General features: G+C 39.5%; 19 protein-coding genes, 25 tRNA genes and 1 rRNA gene (1 of these 45 cut by a window edge). 42 read left to right on the forward strand and 3 right to left on the reverse strand.

Going from position 1 to position 20054, the window contains the following annotated elements:
- The 32 genes from rrf to IGL90_RS01260 all read left to right on the forward strand — a co-directional run.
- Nucleotides 1–98 (forward strand): 5S ribosomal RNA (gene rrf, locus IGL90_RS01105); it begins 18 nt to the left of the window's first position.
- Between the two features lie 14 nt (nucleotides 99–112).
- A tRNA-Val gene (locus IGL90_RS01110) sits at nucleotides 113–185 on the forward strand.
- 6 nt (nucleotides 186–191) lie between these two features.
- Nucleotides 192–264: transfer RNA gene (locus IGL90_RS01115), tRNA-Lys, on the forward strand.
- 16 nt (nucleotides 265–280) lie between these two features.
- Nucleotides 281–362 (forward strand) — tRNA-Leu (locus IGL90_RS01120).
- 6 nt (nucleotides 363–368) lie between these two features.
- Nucleotides 369–444: transfer RNA gene (locus IGL90_RS01125), tRNA-Thr, on the forward strand.
- Nucleotides 445–448: 4 nt separating this feature from the next.
- Nucleotides 449–520 (forward strand) — tRNA-Gly (locus tag IGL90_RS01130).
- A 15-nt stretch (nucleotides 521–535) separates the two neighbouring features.
- Nucleotides 536–621 (forward strand) — tRNA-Leu (locus IGL90_RS01135).
- Nucleotides 622–635: 14 nt separating this feature from the next.
- Nucleotides 636–709: transfer RNA gene (locus tag IGL90_RS01140), tRNA-Arg, on the forward strand.
- Nucleotides 710–720: 11 nt separating this feature from the next.
- Nucleotides 721–794, forward strand: a tRNA-Pro gene (locus tag IGL90_RS01145).
- A 13-nt stretch (nucleotides 795–807) separates the two neighbouring features.
- Nucleotides 808–880, forward strand: a tRNA-Ala gene (locus tag IGL90_RS01150).
- Between the two features lie 22 nt (nucleotides 881–902).
- A tRNA-Met gene (locus IGL90_RS01155) sits at nucleotides 903–976 on the forward strand.
- 20 nt (nucleotides 977–996) lie between these two features.
- A tRNA-Ile gene (locus tag IGL90_RS01160) sits at nucleotides 997–1070 on the forward strand.
- Between the two features lie 33 nt (nucleotides 1071–1103).
- Nucleotides 1104–1193, forward strand: a tRNA-Ser gene (locus tag IGL90_RS01165).
- Between the two features lie 33 nt (nucleotides 1194–1226).
- Nucleotides 1227–1300, forward strand: a tRNA-Met gene (locus IGL90_RS01170).
- A 38-nt stretch (nucleotides 1301–1338) separates the two neighbouring features.
- Nucleotides 1339–1415, forward strand: a tRNA-Asp gene (locus IGL90_RS01175).
- Nucleotide 1416: 1 nt separating this feature from the next.
- Nucleotides 1417–1487: transfer RNA gene (locus IGL90_RS01180), tRNA-Gly, on the forward strand.
- Between the two features lie 9 nt (nucleotides 1488–1496).
- Nucleotides 1497–1570: transfer RNA gene (locus IGL90_RS01185), tRNA-Ile, on the forward strand.
- A 14-nt stretch (nucleotides 1571–1584) separates the two neighbouring features.
- Nucleotides 1585–1656: transfer RNA gene (locus IGL90_RS01190), tRNA-Glu, on the forward strand.
- Nucleotides 1657–1668: 12 nt separating this feature from the next.
- Nucleotides 1669–1758 (forward strand) — tRNA-Ser (locus IGL90_RS01195).
- Nucleotides 1759–1791: 33 nt separating this feature from the next.
- A tRNA-Met gene (locus IGL90_RS01200) sits at nucleotides 1792–1865 on the forward strand.
- A 48-nt stretch (nucleotides 1866–1913) separates the two neighbouring features.
- Nucleotides 1914–1987 (forward strand) — tRNA-Asp (locus tag IGL90_RS01205).
- Nucleotides 1988–1992: 5 nt separating this feature from the next.
- A tRNA-Phe gene (locus IGL90_RS01210) sits at nucleotides 1993–2065 on the forward strand.
- 14 nt (nucleotides 2066–2079) lie between these two features.
- Nucleotides 2080–2150, forward strand: a tRNA-Gly gene (locus IGL90_RS01215).
- A gap of 13 nt (nucleotides 2151–2163) precedes the next feature.
- Nucleotides 2164–2237: transfer RNA gene (locus IGL90_RS01220), tRNA-Ile, on the forward strand.
- 10 nt (nucleotides 2238–2247) lie between these two features.
- A tRNA-Ser gene (locus IGL90_RS01225) sits at nucleotides 2248–2335 on the forward strand.
- Nucleotides 2336–2350: 15 nt separating this feature from the next.
- Nucleotides 2351–2422: transfer RNA gene (locus tag IGL90_RS01230), tRNA-Glu, on the forward strand.
- A 242-nt stretch (nucleotides 2423–2664) separates the two neighbouring features.
- The gene (gene licT / locus IGL90_RS01235; protein ID WP_002355181.1) at nucleotides 2665–3507 is read left to right on the forward strand and encodes a BglG family transcription antiterminator LicT; all 843 of its coding nucleotides are present in this window, start codon (nucleotides 2665–2667) and stop codon (nucleotides 3505–3507) included.
- 73 nt (nucleotides 3508–3580) lie between these two features.
- Nucleotides 3581–5479 carry a beta-glucoside-specific PTS transporter subunit IIABC gene (locus IGL90_RS01240; RefSeq protein WP_002358327.1) on the forward strand — a complete coding sequence of 633 codons (1899 nt, stop codon included), beginning with the start codon at nucleotides 3581–3583 and terminating at the stop codon, nucleotides 5477–5479.
- A gap of 23 nt (nucleotides 5480–5502) precedes the next feature.
- On the forward strand, nucleotides 5503–6933 hold the full coding sequence (locus IGL90_RS01245) for a 6-phospho-beta-glucosidase (protein ID WP_048737164.1): 1431 nt from the start codon (nucleotides 5503–5505) through the stop codon (nucleotides 6931–6933).
- 122 nt (nucleotides 6934–7055) lie between these two features.
- On the forward strand, nucleotides 7056–8522 hold the full coding sequence (locus tag IGL90_RS01250; RefSeq protein WP_048737162.1) for a glycoside hydrolase family 1 protein: 1467 nt from the start codon (nucleotides 7056–7058) through the stop codon (nucleotides 8520–8522).
- 20 nt (nucleotides 8523–8542) lie between these two features.
- Complete coding sequence (locus IGL90_RS01255; protein ID WP_048737160.1) at nucleotides 8543–9361, forward strand: histidine phosphatase family protein; 819 nt, start codon at nucleotides 8543–8545, stop codon at nucleotides 9359–9361.
- 137 nt (nucleotides 9362–9498) lie between these two features.
- On the forward strand, nucleotides 9499–10242 hold the full coding sequence (locus IGL90_RS01260; protein ID WP_002364998.1) for an alpha/beta hydrolase: 744 nt from the start codon (nucleotides 9499–9501) through the stop codon (nucleotides 10240–10242).
- Nucleotides 10243–10259: 17 nt separating this feature from the next.
- Here the strand turns inward: IGL90_RS01260 and IGL90_RS01265 are convergent, their stop codons facing one another.
- A complete protein-coding gene (locus IGL90_RS01265) occupies nucleotides 10260–10853 on the reverse strand; it encodes a bifunctional transcriptional activator/DNA repair enzyme AdaA (protein WP_048737158.1) in 594 nt (197 codons plus the stop codon).
- A gap of 110 nt (nucleotides 10854–10963) precedes the next feature.
- Here IGL90_RS01265 and IGL90_RS01270 point away from each other — a divergent pair, with 110 nt between their 5' ends.
- The 5 genes from IGL90_RS01270 to IGL90_RS01290 all read left to right on the forward strand — a co-directional run bounded on the left by IGL90_RS01270 (nucleotide 10964) and on the right by IGL90_RS01290 (nucleotide 14188).
- A complete protein-coding gene (locus IGL90_RS01270; protein ID WP_048737157.1) occupies nucleotides 10964–11455 on the forward strand; it encodes a methylated-DNA--[protein]-cysteine S-methyltransferase in 492 nt (163 codons plus the stop codon).
- Between the two features lie 12 nt (nucleotides 11456–11467).
- On the forward strand, nucleotides 11468–11980 hold the full coding sequence (locus IGL90_RS01275; RefSeq protein ID WP_048737155.1) for a DNA-3-methyladenine glycosylase I: 513 nt from the start codon (nucleotides 11468–11470) through the stop codon (nucleotides 11978–11980).
- A 12-nt stretch (nucleotides 11981–11992) separates the two neighbouring features.
- Nucleotides 11993–12667 (forward strand): HD domain-containing protein, encoded by a 675-nt coding sequence (locus IGL90_RS01280; protein WP_048737153.1) that lies wholly within the window; start codon nucleotides 11993–11995, stop codon nucleotides 12665–12667.
- Nucleotides 12668–12809: 142 nt separating this feature from the next.
- Complete coding sequence (locus IGL90_RS01285; protein ID WP_002386043.1) at nucleotides 12810–13745, forward strand: cation diffusion facilitator family transporter; 936 nt, start codon at nucleotides 12810–12812, stop codon at nucleotides 13743–13745.
- Between the two features lie 29 nt (nucleotides 13746–13774).
- Nucleotides 13775–14188, forward strand: a complete 414-nt coding sequence (locus tag IGL90_RS01290; protein ID WP_002355192.1) for a DUF4809 family protein — start codon at nucleotides 13775–13777, stop codon at nucleotides 14186–14188.
- A gap of 98 nt (nucleotides 14189–14286) precedes the next feature.
- Here the strand turns inward: IGL90_RS01290 and fabI are convergent, their stop codons facing one another.
- Complete coding sequence (gene fabI / locus IGL90_RS01295; protein ID WP_002358338.1) at nucleotides 14287–15039, reverse strand: enoyl-ACP reductase FabI; 753 nt, start codon at nucleotides 15037–15039, stop codon at nucleotides 14287–14289.
- Nucleotides 15040–15336: 297 nt separating this feature from the next.
- Between fabI and fabF the strand changes: the two genes are divergently transcribed.
- From fabF to IGL90_RS01310, 3 genes are all read left to right on the forward strand, one after another.
- The gene (gene fabF / locus IGL90_RS01300; protein WP_002358339.1) at nucleotides 15337–16575 is read left to right on the forward strand and encodes a beta-ketoacyl-ACP synthase II; all 1239 of its coding nucleotides are present in this window, start codon (nucleotides 15337–15339) and stop codon (nucleotides 16573–16575) included.
- Between the two features lies 1 nt (nucleotide 16576).
- Nucleotides 16577–17011 (forward strand): 3-hydroxyacyl-ACP dehydratase FabZ, encoded by a 435-nt coding sequence (gene fabZ / locus IGL90_RS01305; RefSeq protein WP_002355197.1) that lies wholly within the window; start codon nucleotides 16577–16579, stop codon nucleotides 17009–17011.
- Nucleotides 17012–17155: 144 nt separating this feature from the next.
- Entirely contained in the window at nucleotides 17156–18124 is a 969-nt protein-coding gene (locus IGL90_RS01310; protein WP_002404623.1) for a dihydroorotate oxidase, read from the forward strand.
- Between the two features lie 38 nt (nucleotides 18125–18162).
- Here IGL90_RS01310 and IGL90_RS01315 read toward each other — a convergent pair whose 3' ends face one another.
- Complete coding sequence (locus IGL90_RS01315) at nucleotides 18163–18810, reverse strand: FusB/FusC family EF-G-binding protein (RefSeq protein WP_002361142.1); 648 nt, start codon at nucleotides 18808–18810, stop codon at nucleotides 18163–18165.
- A gap of 354 nt (nucleotides 18811–19164) precedes the next feature.
- On the opposite strand from IGL90_RS01315, the gene efp reads away from it, so the two are divergent.
- Together efp and IGL90_RS01325 are read left to right on the forward strand one after the other, a co-directional pair.
- Nucleotides 19165–19725, forward strand: coding sequence for an elongation factor P (efp, locus tag IGL90_RS01320; protein WP_002355202.1), 561 nt, complete (start codon nucleotides 19165–19167; stop codon nucleotides 19723–19725).
- A 170-nt stretch (nucleotides 19726–19895) separates the two neighbouring features.
- Nucleotides 19896–20033, forward strand: coding sequence for a hypothetical protein (locus IGL90_RS01325; protein WP_010824974.1), 138 nt, complete (start codon nucleotides 19896–19898; stop codon nucleotides 20031–20033).
- Nucleotides 20034–20054 lie beyond the last annotated feature (21 nt).

Below are 20054 nucleotides of genomic sequence, written 5' to 3' on the forward strand. Positions count from 1 at the left end.
AAGGATACACCTGTTCCCATGCCGAACACAGAAGTTAAGCTTCTTAGCGCCGATTGTAGTGAAGGGTTTCCCTTTGTGAGAGTAGGACGTCGCCACGCGAATTGTTGTTTTTGGAGGTTTAGCTCAGCTGGGAGAGCACCTGCCTTACAAGCAGGGGGTCAGCGGTTCGATCCCGTTAACCTCCATTTTTTGAGCCGTTAGCTCAGTTGGTAGAGCATCTGACTTTTAATCAGAGGGTCACAGGTTCGAGCCCTGTACGGCTCATATTCATATTTCATTTGCGGGTGTGGCGGAATTGGCAGACGCACTAGATTTAGGATCTAGCGCCGCAAGGCGTGGGGGTTCAAGTCCCTTCACCCGCATATTTAGCCGGCTTAGCTCAGTTGGTAGAGCATCTGATTTGTAATCAGAGGGTCGAGGGTTCAAGTCCTTTAGCCGGCACCATTTTGCGGAAATAGCTCAGTGGTAGAGCACCACCTTGCCAAGGTGGGGGTCGCGGGTTCGAACCCCGTTTTCCGCTTAGCCAATTCATTACGCCGGGGTGGCGGAACTGGCAGACGCACAGGACTTAAAATCCTGCGGTGAGTGATCACCGTACCGGTTCGATTCCGGTCCTCGGCATTGTTTTATATTTAGCACCCATAGCTCAACTGGATAGAGTGTTTGACTACGAATCAAAAGGTTAGGGGTTCGACTCCCTTTGGGTGCATTAGTTATATACGGGAAGTAGCTCAGCTTGGTAGAGCACTTGGTTTGGGACCAAGGGGTCGCAGGTTCGAATCCTGTCTTCCCGATAATAATTTTCATGGGGCCTTAGCTCAGCTGGGAGAGCGCCTGCTTTGCACGCAGGAGGTCAGCGGTTCGATCCCGCTAGGCTCCATTCTTATTTAATATAAGAGTTTCGCGGTGTAGCTCAGCTGGCTAGAGCGTCCGGTTCATACCCGGGAGGTCGGGGGTTCGATCCCCTCCGCCGCGATTATACATTTGGAAGAGCCTGGACCTTTAGCTCAGTTGGTTAGAGCAGACGGCTCATAACCGTCCGGTCGTAGGTTCGAGTCCTACAAGGTCCATTGTGACGTTGTTTATAGTTTTATTTTTATCATGGAGGATTACCCAAGTCCGGCTGAAGGGAACGGTCTTGAAAACCGTCAGGCGGGTAAAACCGTGCAAGGGTTCGAATCCCTTATCCTCCTTTCTTAGGAATTAAATTTCCTTGGTCTAATTATCGCGGGGTGGAGCAGTCAGGTAGCTCGTCGGGCTCATAACCCGAAGGTCGTAGGTTCAAATCCTGCCCCCGCAATTGCTTTTGATTTCAAAAGCACATAAAAAGAAAAGTATGGTTTGGTAGTTCAGCTGGTTAGAATGCCTGCCTGTCACGCAGGAGGTCGCGGGTTCGAGTCCCGTCCAGACCGCCATGCGGGTGTAGTTTAGTGGTAAAACCACAGCCTTCCAAGCTGTTGTCGCGAGTTCGATTCTCGTCACCCGCTTTTCTTTTTGGGCCTATAGCTCAGCTGGTTAGAGCGCACGCCTGATAAGCGTGAGGTCGATGGTTCGAGTCCATTTAGGCCCATAATTTTATAAAATGGCCCGTTGGTCAAGCGGTTAAGACACCGCCCTTTCACGGCGGTAACACGGGTTCGAGTCCCGTACGGGTCATAGTTTTGTTACGGAGGATTACCCAAGTCCGGCTGAAGGGAACGGTCTTGAAAACCGTCAGGCGGGTAAAACCGTGCAAGGGTTCGAATCCCTTATCCTCCTTTCTTAGGAATTAAGTTTCCTTAGTCTAATTATCGCGGGGTGGAGCAGTCAGGTAGCTCGTCGGGCTCATAACCCGAAGGTCGTAGGTTCAAATCCTGCCCCCGCAATTGCTTTTATTTTTTAAAGCATACATTTGCATAAAGCAAAAACGAATTGGTTTGGTAGTTCAGCTGGTTAGAATGCCTGCCTGTCACGCAGGAGGTCGCGGGTTCGAGTCCCGTCCAGACCGTTTTTGGCTCGGTAGCTCAGTTGGTAGAGCAATGGATTGAAGCTCCATGTGTCGGCAGTTCGATTCTGTCCCGCGCCATCCAAGAAAAATTTGCGGGTGTAGTTTAGTGGTAAAACCACAGCCTTCCAAGCTGTTGTCGCGAGTTCGATTCTCGTCACCCGCTTTTTTCTTATTTGGGGCCTATAGCTCAGCTGGTTAGAGCGCACGCCTGATAAGCGTGAGGTCGATGGTTCGAGTCCATTTAGGCCCATTTATTTCTTGGGGAAGTACTCAAGTGGCTGAAGAGGCGCCCCTGCTAAGGGTGTAGGTCGGGAAACCGGCGCGAGGGTTCAAATCCCTCCTTCTCCGTTTTTTCTTTTTAATGGCCCGTTGGTCAAGCGGTTAAGACACCGCCCTTTCACGGCGGTAACACGGGTTCGAGTCCCGTACGGGTCATAGTGAAGCATACAAACATTGTTTGTATGCTTTTTTTATTTTTATTACAAACAAATGTCGTTGAAAGCGTTGACATTTGTTGTAAATATGTTATTCTTTGGATGTAGGGATAAGTAAATAGATGGATAGTGATTGTTTAAAGACAAGCTAAACCTAATTTTTTCATGAAGCGACAGGTGTGTCGTTCTTTTTGAAGAAATTGGGTTTTTCTTTTTTCAACGAAACACAAAGGAGGTGGGGCATTGATTATTCACAAAATTTTAAACAATAATGTGGTTATTACATTAGATGATGATAAACGAGAGCAAATTGTTATGGGCAAAGGAATTGCTTTTAAGAAACGCATTGGGGATTGGGTTCCTGATGAAAGTATTGATCAAGTTTTTTATTTAGCCAATCAAGAAACATCACTTAAGTTTCAAGAATTGTTAGGAAATATTCCTTTAGAGATGATGAAACTCTCGGATGACATTATTGTTTATGCAAAATCAACGTTGAAAAAGAGTTTGAATGATACCATTTATATTTCTCTGACGGATCATTTGTACACAGCTTTAGAAAGAAAAAAACAAGGAATTGCAATTAAGAATTTATTATTATGGGATATTAAACGTTTTTTTCCTGAAGAGTACGAAGTAGGAGTAAATGCTTTAAAAATGGTACAAAAGCGCGTAGGAATGGAATTGTCAACGGATGAGGCAGGTTTTATCGCATTGCACTTGGTGAATGCGGAGATGGAGGAAGAAGTCGGTAATATTTACGAATTGACAAAGTTGATGCAAGAGATTACAAATATCGTCAAATACTATTTTAAGGTAAGTTTTGATGAAGACTCTGTTTACTTTTATCGATTTAGCACACATTTAAAATTTTTCTGTTATCGCTTATTACACCAACGTGAAGTTGTCGAAAATGATGATGAAGAACTGTATGCGGTAATTAAAAAGAAATATCTTAACGCCTATCGTTGCGTGGAAAAGATCAGCTTGTATTTAAATGAGAACTATGACTATCAAGTCTCAAATGAAGAACGCTTGTACCTAACGATTCACATTGCACGAATTGTACAAACAACGGAACAATAAACGCACCACTTTGGATAGTGACATTCAGTTGGCTAAACCTTCAAATGAAAATAAATTTTTGGAGGAAAAAAAGATGGGAAAATATCATGAACTAGCAGAAAAAATTGTAAAAAATGTCGGTGGGCAAGAGAATATTAATAGTTTGACACATTGTATCACACGTCTTCGCTTCAAATTAAAAGATGAGAGTCAAGCGAATGATGATGTCTTAAAAAATATGGACGGTGTGGTAACTGTTATGAAAAGCGGTGGACAATACCAAGTCGTTATTGGGAACCATGTTCCAGCCGTTTACGAAGAAGTAGTTAGTATTGCAGGCTTGTCAGGAGAACGTGAAGAAGAAGCTTCCAGTGGGAATTTATTTGATCGCTTAATAGATATTTTAAGTGGTTGTTTCCAACCCTTTTTAGGGGCGTTAGCAGCGGCTGGGATGGTCAAAGGGTTAAATGCCTTATTGGTTTTCTTAAAGCTCTATACGGCTACGTCAGGGACTTATACCATGTTAAATGGGATTGGCGATGCAATTTTCTACTTTATGCCAGTTATTTTAGGTTATACAGCAGCTAAAAAATTCCGGTTGCATCCGATGGTAGGGATCGTGATTGGCGCAGCTTTATGTTACCCAACGATTCAAGGAAGTGCATTACAAACGGCCTTTGAAACAACAGCGGGTGCCGGAGCCGCAGCACCGTATAATTTATTCGGCTTACCTGCCTATAATACATTTATGGGGATTCCTTGGGTCGGTGCGAACTATACAAGTAGTGTCGTACCAATCATCTTCATTATTGCTTTTGCGGCACAAGTTCAAAAAGTGTTTAAACGGATTATTCCAGAAGTTGTTCAAACGTTCTTAGTACCGTTTTTCGTCTTGTTGATTGCCTTACCAATTGGTTTCTTAGTAATTGGGCCAATCGTTAGCATGCTAACAGATTTATTAAGCGCTGGCTTTACAGCATTAATGAGTTTCTCACCAGCTTTGTATGGTTTGATTCTTGGTTTCTTCTGGCAAGTCTTAGTTATTTTTGGTTTACATTGGAGCGTTGTGCCATTAGCTATTATGCAAGTGACACAAGAAGGTTCAAGCCAAGTATTAACGGGATCATTTGCAGCTAGTTTTGCGCAAACAGCGGTTGTTTTAGCGATGTTCTTCAAATTGAAAGATAAAAAGTTAAAAGCTTTGTGTCCGCCAGCAATTATCTCTGGTATTTTTGGTGTAACAGAGCCAGCAATTTATGGAATCACTTTACCAAAAAAATGGCCATTTATTTATTCAATGATTGGTGGCGCTGTCGGTGGTTTATATTTGATGATCAACAATGTGACAGCTTATACAATGGGTGGTTTAGGAATTTTCGGTGTGCTAAACTTTATCAATGGTGATGATGCAAGTGGGATGATCCAGTCCTTTATTGCAATTGCCATTGCAGCGGTCGTCGGTTTTGGTCTAACATTCTTCTTCTGGAAAGACAATACAGTTGAGGAAGAAGAAGTGATTATTGATAAAACAACGATTAAAAAAGAAAATATTACAAGTCCAGTCAAAGGACGAGTGTTATCTTTAAAAAATGCAGAGGATCCTGCTTTTGCAAATGGAGCATTAGGAAATGGGGTCGTGATTGAACCAACGGAAGGCAAAGTGGTTGCACCCTTTGATGGAACGATTGTCACACTATTCCCAACAAAACATGCATTAGGTTTGATTTCAGATAACGGCACAGAATTATTGATTCATATTGGGATTGATACAGTTCAATTAGAAGGCGAAGGCTTTGAAGCTTTCGTAAAACAAGGTGACCGCGTGAAAAAAGGTCAAACATTAGTAACCTTTGATTTAGAAGGAATTAAAAAAGCTGGGTTTAGTACACAAATCCCAATCGTTGTGACGAATACAGCGGATTATTTAGATATTTTGGAAGTCGGCAGTAATGAAGTTTCAACAAGTGATGATTTGCTGACCGCTTTAATATAAAAAGATGTGGAGGAAGAGAATTTATGGCATTTAGAAAAGACTTTTTATGGGGTGGCGCAACAGCAGCCAATCAATGTGAAGGTGGCTATAACGAAGGTGGACGCGGTTTGGCAAACGTCGATTTAGCGCCAACTGGTCCAGATCGTTTTCCAGTAATCACTGGTGAAAAGAAAATGTTTAACTTTGATGAAGAACATTTCTATCCTGCACAAGAGGCGATTGATATGTATCATCGCTATAAAGAAGATATCGCCTTATTTGGTGAAATGGGTTTTAAAACATACCGTTTATCCATTGCTTGGAGTCGAATTTTTCCAATGGGAGATGAAACAGAGCCGAATGAAGAAGGCTTGAAGTTCTATGAAGACTTATTCAAAGAATGTCATAAATATGGGATTGAGCCACTAGTAACGATTACACACTTTGACTGTCCAATGCACTTAGTGGAAGAATATGGCGCTTGGCGTAGTCGTAAGTTAGTAGGTTTCTATGAAAATCTTTGCCGTGTAATTTTCAACCGATATAAAGGATTAGTCAAGTATTGGTTAACATTTAACGAAATTAATATGATTTTACATGCACCATTTATGGGAGCAGGTCTATACTTTGAAGAAGGCGAAAACAAAGAACAAGTGAAATACCAAGCGGCCCATCATGAACTACTAGCAAGTGCAATTGCGACAAAAATTGCTCATGAGGTAGATCCTGAAAACCAAGTAGGTTGTATGTTAGCGGCTGGTTCCAACTACGCTTATACTTGCAAACCAGAAGATGTTTTCGCTGCTCGACAAGCAGATCGTGAAAATTATTTCTTTATTGATGTCCAATCACGTGGGGATTACCCTGCGTATGCTTTAAAAGAAATGGCACGTAAAGGTATTCAAATTGAAATGGAAGAAGGCGACGAAGAACTTTTAAAAGAACATACGGTGGACTTCATTTCGTTCTCTTATTATTCTTCTCGTGTCACATCAACAGATCCAGAAATTAATGAACAAACAGCTGGTAACATCTTTGCCTCTGTGAAAAATCCTTATTTAAAAGCCAGTGAATGGGGTTGGCAAATTGATCCGCTTGGTTTGAGAATTACGATGAATGATTTATATGATCGTTATCAAAAACCACTATTCATTGTTGAAAATGGCTTAGGAGCGGTAGACACACCAGACGAAAATGGTGATGTAGTCGATGATTATCGTATCGATTATTTGGCGGCGCATATTCAAGCGATGAAAGATGCCGTTGAACAAGATGGTGTCGACTTGTTAGGCTATACGACTTGGGGCTGTATTGATTTAGTATCAGCTGGAACAGGTGAAATGAAAAAACGCTATGGCTTTATCTATGTGGATCGCGATAACGAAGGAAATGGTACGTTAAAACGAAGCAAGAAGAAATCGTTTGATTGGTACAAAAAAGTAATCGCAACAAATGGTGAAGATTTAAGTAATTAATAAAACTAGCAACTATTCAAGGGCGTTTGACGTTGGTAGAAAAAACAAGGACTCTTCTGCCAGCGTCAATTCCCTTGATGGTTTCTTTGTTATGCCTAAAAACAGAGGGAAAGAGGGATTTTATGGGATTTCCAGAAAATTTTTTATGGGGCGGCGCAACAGCTGCTAACCAATATGAAGGTGGCTATCTTTCAGGAGGCAAAGGTCTGAGTACATTAGATGCAATTACTGGTGGTAGTCAAACAGAACCGCGACGGATTACGTATTTAACTAAAGAAGGCCAAAAAGCTTCGTGTACGCGCGATCAAGCATTACCCGAAGGAGCGATTGGCTATATCGATGAAGAGTTATACTATCCTAGTCATGTAGCGACGGACTTTTACCATCATTACGAAGAAGATATCGCCTTATTTGCAGAAATGGGTTTCAAATGTTTTCGGCTGTCTATCGCCTGGAGCCGGATTTGCCCAAATGGAACAAAAGAGATTAATGAAGAAGGCTTAGCCTTTTATGATAAAGTTTTTGATACTTTGCTGCGCCATGGAATTGAGCCCATTGTGACGATTAACCATTTTGATATTCCAATGTATTTGGCCGATGAATATGATGGTTGGAAAAATCGTGAAGTGATTGATTTCTTTGTTTTCTTTTGCGAAACCATTTTTACACGTTATCAGGATAAAGTGAAGTATTGGATGACTTTTAATGAAATTAATTTTTTAAGAAGTTGGACGCAAATTGGGATTCACAATAATGATAAACAAAGTAAATATCAAGCAGCGCATCATCTATTTGTAGCAAGTGCGAAAGCAGTTGAATTAGGACATTCCATCAATCCAGATTTCCAAATTGGTATGATGGTGGCTTATATTCCAAGTTATCCTTTGTCCTGCAAACCTGAGGACGTGATGGCAGCTGTTCAATTTAACCGAGAGCAAGAATTTTATATGGATGTCCAGGCTAAGGGCTATTATCCAGCGCATAAGCTCAAAGAATTTGAGCGTGAAGGAATGACAATTCAAATGGAGTCAGATGATTTAGCGATTATTCAAAAAGGAACAGTTGATTATATCGGGTTTAGTTATTATATGTCGACTGTTTCGACTGCTTATCCCGAAGAAGTAAAATATGTCGGAGGCAACCAAATGCCTGCGGTTAAAAATCCTTATTTGCAAGAATCTGAATGGGGCTGGGCTGTCGATCCTTTAGGGTTAAGAATTTCATTGTGTCAGTTGTCAGATCGTTACAATATGCCATTGTTTGTGGTTGAAAACGGGTTTGGCGCGGTGGATACATTGCAAGAGGATGGCTCGATTGTCGACGATTACCGCATTGATTATTTTAAACAACATATTGAAGCCATGAGAACCGCAGTAGAAGAAGACGGGGTTAACTTAATTGGTTATACGCCATGGGGTTGTATTGACTTAGTTTCAGCAGGGACTGGCGAAATGAAAAAACGTTACGGCTTTATCTATGTAGACATGGATGACGAAGGTCAGGGAACCTTGAAACGAACTAAGAAAAAATCATTTAATTGGTACAAACAAGTTATCGCTAGTAATGGTGAAAACTTAACAACTGAGTAGAAAATGAGGGGAAATAAAAAATGAAAAAACGATTGACGATTGTGGGGATGCTTTTTCTGGCCATTTTAGTAATGGTTGGTTGTGGTAAAAATCAGCAAGCAACGACAAAAGAAAAAGAGACAAAACCTGAAGAACTAACTCTTTACATTGTGCGCCATGGAAAAACCATGTTAAATACGACGGACCGCGTACAAGGATGGTCAGATGCGGTCTTAACACCAGAAGGTGAAAAAGTTGTGACAGCAACTGGGATTGGTTTGAAAGATGTTGCCTTTCAAAATGCATATAGTAGTGATAGTGGCCGCGCCTTGCAAACTGCTCAACTTATTTTAGATCAAAATAAAGCAGGCAAAGACCTTGAAGTCGTGCGGGACCCAGATTTACGTGAATTTAATTTTGGTAGCTATGAAGGGGATTTAAACAAGACAATGTGGCAGGATATTGCTGATGATCAAGGTGTTTCCTTAGAAGAATTTATGAAAAACATGACCCCTGAATCTTTTGCCAACAGTGTAGCTAAACTGGATCAACAGCGCGAGGAAAGCAAGAATAACTGGCCTGCAGAAGACTATGCTACAATTACCAAACGTTTAAAAAAAGGCTTAGATAAAATTGTTGCCACAGAATCAGCCAATCCCGGGAATGGCAATGTTTTAGTGGTCTCTCATGGCTTGAGTATTTCAGCGTTGTTAGCAACTTTATTTGATGATTTTAAAGTCCCAGAAGGCGGTTTAAAGAATGCTAGTATCACAACAATTTATTACAAAAATGGCGAATATACTTTGGATAAAGTCAATGATGTCAGCTACTTAGAAGCAGGCGAAAAAGAATCAAAATAATCTAAGGCATCGAGAAACAGTCTAGTTAGGAGTTGGTGGAGCAAGAAAAGGGTTGCTTCACCAACTCCTATTGTTGTGTTCTTTTTTTATTAAAGGTAGAATCAGAAAGAAGAATTTTTTCATTGGGAGGAAATGAGATGAAAAATAGAACAAAATCACGCTGGAAAAAAATTGTCCTAGGAATCGGGCTTTTTTTAGCGGTATTAGTCATCGGTCTGACTATTTTTATTAAAAATAGTACGTATCAAGCAACCGATTCAGCCTTAAAAATAAGCCAAAGTGCCACGCAAGAAAAAAACTATGATTATTATACAAACGGGCAAAAAAATGATACAGCACTGATTTTTTATCCAGGTGCATTGGTTGCGCCCGCTAGTTATAGTGAATGGGCGCAAGAAGTTGCTACGAAAGGTTATGATGTCTATGTTGTTCATTTTCCTTTGAATTTAGCGGTTCTTGCACCAAATGCTGCAGAACAAATTATAAAGGATCATCCACAACAAAACTTCGTTTTGGCTGGACATTCTCTGGGTGGTGTGATGGCTAGCCGTTTTGTAGCGGAAAATGAGCAACGAATCAAAGGCATGATTTATTTAGCCAGCTATCCTGACGAAAAAGGTGCACTAAACAAGCAAGATCTGCCGGTTCTGTCAATAACAGCCACAAACGATGGTGTTTTAAATTGGACTAGCTACCAAAAAGCCAAACAGTTTTTGCCAAAAGATACGCAGTATGTATCTATCAAAGGTGGTAACCATGCAGGGTTTGGTAATTACGGTGTCCAAAAAGGAGACAACAAAGCGACAATTTCTAACGAGCAACAGCAAACAGAAATCAGTCAATTGATTGTAGCGTGGCTACAATCACGCCCCAATAAATAATCCGATGAGCCGAAATGTTATTTTTTCGGCTCATTTTTACTGCGATAAACAGAGGGGGTTACGCCTGTTTCTTTTTTAAAAGTGGTGGCAAAATATGCTGCGGCTTGGAAGCCAACTTTTTTCGCGATTTGTTGAATCGTAAGGGGTGAATGGAGAAGCAATTCTTGGGCTTGCCTAATTCGGACACTTGTTAAATAAGCTAACGGGGTTTGTTTCGTCTGTTCCTTAAAGGTTCGCTGCAAATGAAAGGGACTACCGTGGCAGACTTGCGCTAAATAGTCTAAACTTAAAGGTTCCGCTGAATGCCGATCAATAAATTGCTTAATTTGAGCAACCCATTCCTCGTTAGGAACGACTTGCCCGGTTGGTTGACATCTTTTACATGGACGAAAACCAAGTGTTAAAGCTTCCTGAGCCGTTTTGAAAATCAGAACGTGGTTCTTGTTGGGCACACGGGAAGGGCACGAAGGACGACAAAAAATTTTAGTTGTGGTCACACCATAAAAAAAATCACCATCAAATTGCGTATTATTATTTTGAATGGCTTCCCAACGTTTCTGAGTAAGTCGATACGTTGTTTTCATTGTAAGCACACCTCCCGTTTTCTTCATTGTAAAAGAATCCCTAATAAAAACAAGTAAAAAGTGATAGGAGCGCAAGATTTTGAAAGCCAAAAGAATTATAATGAAGATAAGAAAACACGAGAAAGAAGTGTAGACATATGGTAAAAAAGATTTATTATGCGCAACAAGAATGGCAGAACGATCACTATTATCTTGGTGTGACAGACGCTGGACTAGCTTTTGTAGGTTCAGCCAATCAATCGATAGAAGAGCTGAAAAACTGGTACCCTCAAGCACAATTAGAAGCTTCTGAAAAGAAAACTGCGCCTTATAAAGAAGCATTCATAAGTTATCTTAACCAACATTCGACAACGTTTGCTTGCCCCATAGACATCGAAGGAACGCCCTTTCAAAAAGAAGTTTGGCAGGCGTTGCAAGAAATCCCTTATGGTGAGACAATGACCTATCAAGAAATTTCAGAAAAAATTGGGCGTCCACGTGCGGTTCGAGCAGTTGGCACAGCGATTGGGAAAAATCCTTTATTAATGGTCATTCCTTGCCATCGAGTCATCGGCAGCAAGGGACAATTAACCGGTTACCGTGGTGGTTTAGCAATGAAACAAGCATTATTAACATTTGAACAGTCTTAAAAGGAGGCGGCGATGAACAACTATCAATGGTATACAGAACAATGGGGAAAACCTACAAGAGAGGATGATTTGCTGTTTTTATTGTTGACGGTGGGTGTTTTTCAAGTTGGTTTAAGTTGGAAAGCAGCCGCAGGGAAAAAAGTAGCATTCATGAAAAATTTTTGCCAAATGAAGCCGGAAAAAGTTGCCGCGCTGTTGCCTGACGAAGTCGATCGAATAGTAGCTGATCCAGATATGATTCGCAATCGGCGCAAAATTGAAGCAACCATTAAAAATGCGCAAGCAATTTTAAAAGTACAAGAAGAATTTGGCAGTTTTGCCAATTATCTATGGCAATTTGTAAAAAACGTCCCCGTTTTATCTATTTATGAAGAAGCATACCAAGTCCCGCGCACACAGCTTTTGTCAGATAACGTAGCAAAAGACTTAAAAAAAAGAGGATTTTGTTTTGTAGGTCCGATTGTCACCAATATGTTTCTGAAAGCTAGCGGGATTATCCAGGTGGAAATTTTAAATCCAGAATAAAGGAGTGTTAGGATGTTTGAAAATGAATCTCTTAGTTTTGAAGAACAAACAATTATTCAATCAGCAGCGCGTTATGTTCAACAAGAATTAGCCAACGAAGCAAGTGGCCATGACTGGTGGCATATTTATCGGGTGACACAATTAGCAAAAACAATTGCAGAGAAAGAACAAGCAAATTTATTTTTATGTATATTAACAGCATTGTTACATGATATTGGCGATGAAAAATTTAACGAAAGCGAAGAGGCTGGCTTGCTAAAGGTGCAACAATGGTTGGAAGCAAATAACGTATCAACAGAGCAAACGAATAACATCCTTTCCATTATTGCTAATATGTCCTTTAAAGGAGGAAATACTGGGAAAACAGTTACTACATTAGAAGGAAAAGTGGTCCAGGATGCGGATCGACTAGATGCCATCGGCGCAATTGGAATTGCACGGGTGATGGCTTATTCGGGAAATAAAGGCCGTTTAATTCACGATCCTCATAAACAACCTCGTGAACAGTTAACCCAAGAAGAATACCGGAATGGGGAAGATACTGCTATTATGCATTTTTATGAGAAACTTTTAAAGTTAAAGGAACAAATGAATACAAATTATGGTCGCTTATTGGCGGAAAAGCGTCATCAATTTATGGAACTTTATCTGGAGGAATTTTATCAAGAGTGGGATGGACACCGATAAATGAGGGCCAACTAAAACAGCCAGTACATTTCTTTTTGAATTTTAAGAGAACTCTTTTTTACAAATACCTCAGAAGTGGTAAAATGATGGATGAATAAACGGGTGGTTTATCTTAGTTTTACGTTACATATAGGAGGTAATTATGGAGACAAAAAAATCGAGTGGCATGTTTGCAGTTATTGCCGCACTGATTGCGAATATTTTAGTAGCGATTAGTAAATTTGTTGGTTTTGCTTTAAGTGGTAGTACCGCTATGATGAATGAAAGTATCCACAGTGTCGTGGACTGTAGTAATCAGGTGTTATTACTTTTTGGGAATAAGCGCGCTTCTCGTGGACAAAGTGCGTTACATCAATTTGGAGAAGGCCGTGCAAAATACTTTTTTAGTACAATTGTTGCAACGATGCTCTTTTTTGGTGGGGGTGCGTTAGGCGTAATGGAGGCTATTCAGAAGTTACTGCATCCCTCTCACGAAGTAGAAAATGTGGCTATTGTCATTGGTATTTTAATTTTTGGTTTGCTTGTGGAAGGTAGCTCGTTGCGTGTAGCGATGAAAGAAATCAAAGAATTGAATACAGAGAAGTTATCGCTCTTAAAATTTTTGCGAGAAAGTCGTCACAGTGAAATTTTAATTATTTTTACGGAAGACTTTTGTGCGGTTATTGGTTTGTGTTTAGCTTTGGTGGGAACCCTTTTAACAATGGTAACTGGGATTGCTGCATTTGATGCTATCAGTGGTTTACTGATTGGTTTACTATTAATGTGTGCAGCCATTTTCTTAGCGAAAGAATTTTATAGTTTGATTATAGGAGAAAGTGTGACCGCTACAGATTTAGCAAAAATTAAAACTGCATTTGATCGGGCGGATGTTGAAAAACTAATTGATGTAAAGACCGTTCATTTAGGTCCAACTGAAATTTTAGTAGCGGCAAAAATTGATGTGGTAGAACCAATGGAAGAAGATGCACCTGATGTTGTGAATGCGATTGAACGAGACATTCGCAGTAAAATGCCTGATAAAAAAATCTATATCTATATTGAAGTTGACGATTATGATGTGAATTACATTCGTAAATAACAAATGAAAGAATAACTTTAAAAAACAATATGGGGGAAGAAACGATGCAAGAGGCAATTATAACAAGTACAGTAGATTTAACCAGTGGTGGTTGCAACGCCTGTGGTTTAGTGGAAGATACCGTCTACACATTAGCAATGAATGGAGTGGACATTCCGTTAGATGGCTTGACAGTTGCTCATCTAGTTTCTGCTGTTGTTGCCAGAAATGGATTTAAACAGGAGCTGCAAATGGATATGCTAGATGACGAATATATCCTTTATCGAAAAGAAGACACAGCAGTAACCTTTAAAGAAGCGTACAATCATTTAAGCTACGATAACGGTTCTGAAAAAATCCAATCTAAAAATAAACTGGAAGATTTACCAGAACTTTTTGAACAAGTCAATCAAATTCTAACAACTGTTTTTGGAATTGAAACTGTCAATTTTATTATAGAATAAAGTAAAAAATAGAACAGAAATTGGACAATCAATGAGTGAAAGAGATTGTCCAATCTCTGTTTTTTAATGTATAAATAGAAAATAAAGACAAAAAATGATTAAGTTAAGTGAACGCCTTTATCGACATAAATGATGTCACCGACCACACCACTAGCTAGTTCACTGACTAAAAAGGCACAAGTGTTTCCGACTTCTTCAATGGTTACACCTGTTTTATCTGGTGTCCGCTCATTAGAAATACTAATCAATTGATCGTAGTCTTTTACACCAGTCACAGCCAATGTTTTAATCGCTCCTGCGGAGATTCCGTTGACACGAATTTTATCTGCAGCTAATTCAAAAGCTAAATATTTCACGGCAGTTTCTAAAGAAGCTTTAGCAATCCCCATCATATTGTAGTTAGGAATCGCACGTTCGGAACCTAAATACGTCAATGTGACAATTCCTGAACCAGGATTTAACAAAGGTTTCGCATAATGAGTGACTGCTAAAAGAGAGTAGCTACTAATATCTTGTGCTAATAGGAAACCATCACGAGTGATGTCACTAACGTTTCCAGACAATTCTTCTTTTTTGGCAAAAGCAATCGCATGGACTAGTCCATCGATCGTGCCCACTTCATTTTTAATTGTTTCAAAGGCTGCTTGAATGGACGCATCAGAAGCAACATCGCACTCCACCAACAAATCATTTTCATCTGCTAATTTAACCACTTGCTTTTTCATGCGTTCGTTTTGATACGTATAAATAACATTGGCCCCTTGATCTTTTAATGCTTTTGCACAGCCCCAAGCAATACTTTTTTTGTTGGCAACACCCATTACGACGACATTCTTATTTTGTAAAAACATATAAAATCTCCTTTAATAAAAAATTTTTGTTGATAGAATAGGCTTTTCTTCATCAAAATGTAAAAGTTACATTTATTGAGTTGACGAATAAAATTTCAACTGGTATTATCTGTGTGAGAATGATAACAAAATCTTCTCAATTTTCTAATCTTGAAAAAAACAGACATTTTTCCTGATGTCTGAATTATTAACCAAAATACTTTGAAAGTCAAACTATTTTTCTTATTTTTTAAGAAAAAGTGCTGGAAACCGCACGAAATAATAGTTTGATAATCAAAATAAACTCGGAGGTACAGTATGAAAAGAGTGGTCATAACCGGCATGGGTGCCGTAACACCATTAGGCAATACCGTAAAAGAATTTTGGCATAATCTAGTGGATGGCAAACTAGGAATTGGCAAAATTACTAAATTTGATTCTGAAGATACTGGGGTAGCTTTGGCTGGCGAAGTGAAAGAGTTTGACCCAAGTGCTGTTTTAGAACGCAAAGAGCAAAAAAGAATGGACTTATTTTCTCAATATGGCTTGGTCGCTGCTTTAGAAGCGTGGGAAATGAGTGGTTTAACAGAAGCAACGATTGACCCGACTCGTTTAGGTGTGATTGTCGGTAGTGGGATTGGCGGGATGACTACCTTACAAGACCAAGTACGGGTAATGGATAAAAAAGGCGCAAAACGCGTAACACCATTTTTCGTGCCCATGGTAATTGCTAATATGGCAGCGGGAAATATTTCGATTCGTTTAGGTGCAAAAGGACCTTCTCAAACTATCGTGACTGCTTGTGCTTCTGCGACGAATGCGATTGGTGAAGCTTTTCGCACGATTAAATATGGTTTAGCGGACATGATGGTAACTGGGGGGACAGAAGCCACAGTATGTGAAATTGGGATTGCAGGCTTTGCAGCATTGAATGCTTTAAATACAACAGAAGATGCGACTCGGGCTTCGATTCCTTTTGATAAAGAACGAAAAGGTTTTGTGATGGGTGAAGGCGCAGGAATGCTGGTTTTAGAAGAACTCGAGCATGCACAGAAACGTGGCGCAACTATCTACGGCGAAATTGTTGGCTATGGCAGCAACTGTGATGCTAGCCACATGACCGCTCCTTTAAAAGACGGTAGTGGCGCGGCGGCTGCGATGGAAATGGCGATTGCAGAAGCAGGGATTACACCGGAACAAATTGGGTATATCAATGCTCATGGTACGTCAACCCCAGCGAATGACGCTGCGGAAACAACGGCCATCAAACGTGTCTTTGGTGAGCGAGCATCGCAAATTCCAATTTCAAGTACAAAGAGTATGACTGGACATTTATTGGGCGCGGCTGGCGGTATCGAAGCGATCGCTTGTGTGCAAACATTGCAAGAAGGAAAAGCTCATCCGACAGTAGGCTACCAAGTTGCTGATCCAGATTGTGATTTAGATTATGTCACAGAAGGTGCACGTGACATTACAGCGGACTATACAATTAGTAATTCGTTTGGCTTTGGTGGCCATAATGGTGTAATTTGCTTGAAGAAATGGGAGGAAAACTAGTATGAAAAAAGTAATGACTGCAACAGAAATTATGGAAATGATTCCTAATCGTTATCCGATTTGTTATATTGATTATGTGGATGAAATTATTCCAAATGAAAAGATTATTGCAACAAAAAATGTGACAATTAACGAAGAATTTTTCCAAGGACATTTCCCTGGAAATCCAACAATGCCAGGTGTTTTGATTATTGAAGCATTGGCACAAGTAGGTTCGATTTTAATCTTAAAAATGGATCAATTTGAAGGTGAAACGGCCTATATTGGCGGTATTAACAAAGCCAAATTCCGTCAAAAAGTGGTCCCTGGTGATGTCTTGAAATTACATTTTGAAATCGTCAAATTACGTGACTTTGTCGGCATCGGCAAAGCGACTGCTTACGTGGAAGATAAAAAGGTCTGCGAATGTGAATTGACGTTTATTGTGGGACGATAAGAATCAATCAATTTTGGATACGTTAGTTTCCCTAAGAAAAGGAATAAGTCACAATGGCTTATTCCTTTTTAAATTTATATAAATAACACTAACGCAAAAAAACATGCTATAATCATAAAAAGCTTACGTGAAGGTGGTAAGCTTATGAGTAAAACAATTTACAGGAGGGTTTTTCTTTTGGATATTTCAGTAGAGTTTTCGGGACATAAATTGGCGAATGTGTTAATGAACGCATCAGGCATTCATTGTATGACAATTAAGGAAATGGATGAGTTAGCGGCTTCTCAAGCAGGTGCTTTTGTCGCTAAGACGGCAACACCTAATCCTCGTCAGGGCAATGAGGAACCACGGTATTTTGATACACCATTAGGAAGTATTAACTCAATGGGCTTGCCTAATTTAGGGATTGATTATTATTTAGATTATCAGATTGCACGTCAAAAGGAATTTCCTGAGGAGTTACGCTTTTTATCTGTATCTGGTATGAATTATGAGGAAAATATCGCTATTTTAAAAAAAGTGCAAGAAAGTGAATACACAGGAGTGACAGAATTTAATTTGTCTTGTCCCAATTTGCCTGGTAAACCGCAAATTGCTTATGATTTTGAATTAACAGAAAAGCTTTTAACAGAAGTTTTCCAATTTTTTACTAAACCATTAGGTGTAAAATTACCCCCATTTTTTGATATTGCGCATTTTGACGCAATGGCTGAAATTTTAAATAAATTCCCTTTAGTATACGTGAATAGTATTAATAGCATCGGTAATGGTTTATATATTGACAGTGACAAGGAAGAAGTGGTCATTAAACCAAAAGGAGGTTTCGGTGGGCTGGGCGGCGAATATGTCAAACCAACAGCGTTAGCCAATGTTCGTGCGTTTGCGCAACGTTTGAAACCAGAAATCAAAATTATTGGAACGGGCGGTATTACATGCGGAAAGGATGTTTTTGAGCATCTTTTATGTGGTGCGACATTAGTACAAGTCGGCACACAATTGCATCAAGAAGGTCCACAAGTTTTTGCGCGTCTAGCCAAAGAATTACAAGAAATCATGGCAGCAAAAGGTTATGAAAGTATTGAAGAATTTCGTGGGAAATTGAAAGAGATGTAACAAAAAAACCGTCAAGAAATTTTCTTGACGGTTTTTTGTTATTTCACAGCCTTAACATTTTCCATAAAGGCTTCCAAATATTCAGGTTGTGTTAATTGTTGGTTACAGGTGTCGCTATCATGGCAAATGTAATTGCCTTTTTTCGTGTAGGTTCCGTCACCGCCTGATTTGGTGGTAGCTAGGAACATAGACACATTCGTGATTGTTTGACAGATGGAGCAAACACCTTTAACAATGGTGGGTGAAAGGGTGCCGTGGACGCCGATTAATTTATTTTCTCGATAAGCTAAGATAAATTTTTTCTGAGTCCCAGCGTCGTTCCAACCGACATAGGTATTGTTCCGTAAATCCATGTTTTCCCACTCAGGAATCTTTAACTTTTTCACTTTGCGAAAGACTTTCGTGACTTGTGGTGTTGAAGGTTCTTTAAAGGGCAACACGGTTTCTTTTAATTCATCTAAATATTTTTCAGCACGTGCGCGTGTTAAACGACGATCCATCACTTTGTCCAACAAAATCGTAACAGCAGGGTGTTCTTCTGGAAATAACCCATTGATTTTTTCGACACATAGGGCCTGGACAGTTTTGACAGTCGTAGCATCGTTAACAGACGTATAGGTATTTAGTAACACAGCGACTTGTTCTTTAATTATGTTAAATTGGTAAGGTTGAATAGTTGGGTTCATGATTTTAAATTCCTTTCAAATAGACCGAGTACATACGCTGAAAGGCAATTTGTCTCACCAACGTATGTTTAGTGACAGACAACCTCATGTGTTTTTGATAAAGATAGCGTTTGACGTATCATATCATCACCCCCTTTAATGATTGATTTTTTCTATGTAAAAAGTGAAAATAATTGATGAAAGCTTGGTAATTCTAACGCAATTCAAGAAAAAAGGCAAGTTAAACTCGTTTTATTTCCCAATTCAATGTCTGGGGAGTGATAAACTTCTAAAAAAGATACGTGATTTCCTAGATTAATCCTAGGTTATTTGCTACAATAATGAAGAATTAACCAGAGAAAAGGAGAAATTACAATGATTGCAGCAAGCGATTTAAAAGCCGGTATGACTTTTGAGCAAGACGGCAAATTAATTAAAGTAATGGAAGCTAGCCACCACAAACCAGGTAAAGGTAACACGGTTATGCGTATGAAATTAAAAGATGTTCGTACGGGTTCAACAACAGATACAACAATGCGCCCAGATGAAAAAGTGAAAAAAGCGCACATCGATACAAAACCGGTTCAATATTTATACAGCCAAGATGATATGGCTATTTTCATGGATTTAGAAACATATGAACAATATGAAGTACCAACTGCTTTAATTGAAGAAGAATTAAAATATTTATTAGAAAATATGGAAGTAAAAATTCAATTTTATGGTGAAGAAGTCATTGGTTTAACTTTACCAACAACGGTAATCTTACGTGTTGCTGAAACGCAACCTTCAATCAAAGGCGCAACAGTAACTGGTTCTGGTAAACCTGCTACAATGGAAACAGGATTAGTTGTTAACGTTCCAGATTTTGTTGAAGCAGACGAATTATTAGAAATCAATACTGCGGAAGGTACGTATTTAAAACGTGCTAAATAAGTACCAAAAAAAACAGAAGGCTAGCCTTCTGTTTTTTTTTGGTCTATTAATTCTTTTACCTATAAGAAAACCATTGGTGTGATAGGAAATAGCAATCGTTAGAATCGTTGACACTAGAAAATGGGAAATGGTATAGTTTGGTCAACACATGACGAAGGAGGAAATCAACCATGACGAAAAAACAAGCTAGCTCTTTTTTAGAAACGGAAAGCTGTTGTTGTATGGTGCAAAATAGTGCAGCATACTCTTTTGTGATGGGGAAAACCTCCGTTATTTCTGAAAAATTGCCTAACACGATTCCTCTCTGAATCTAGACAACCAGAAATAAA

The organism is Enterococcus sp. DIV1307a, assembly GCF_050537425.1.
In the GTDB taxonomy this organism is placed as follows: Bacteria; Bacillota; Bacilli; order Lactobacillales; family Enterococcaceae; genus Enterococcus; species Enterococcus faecalis.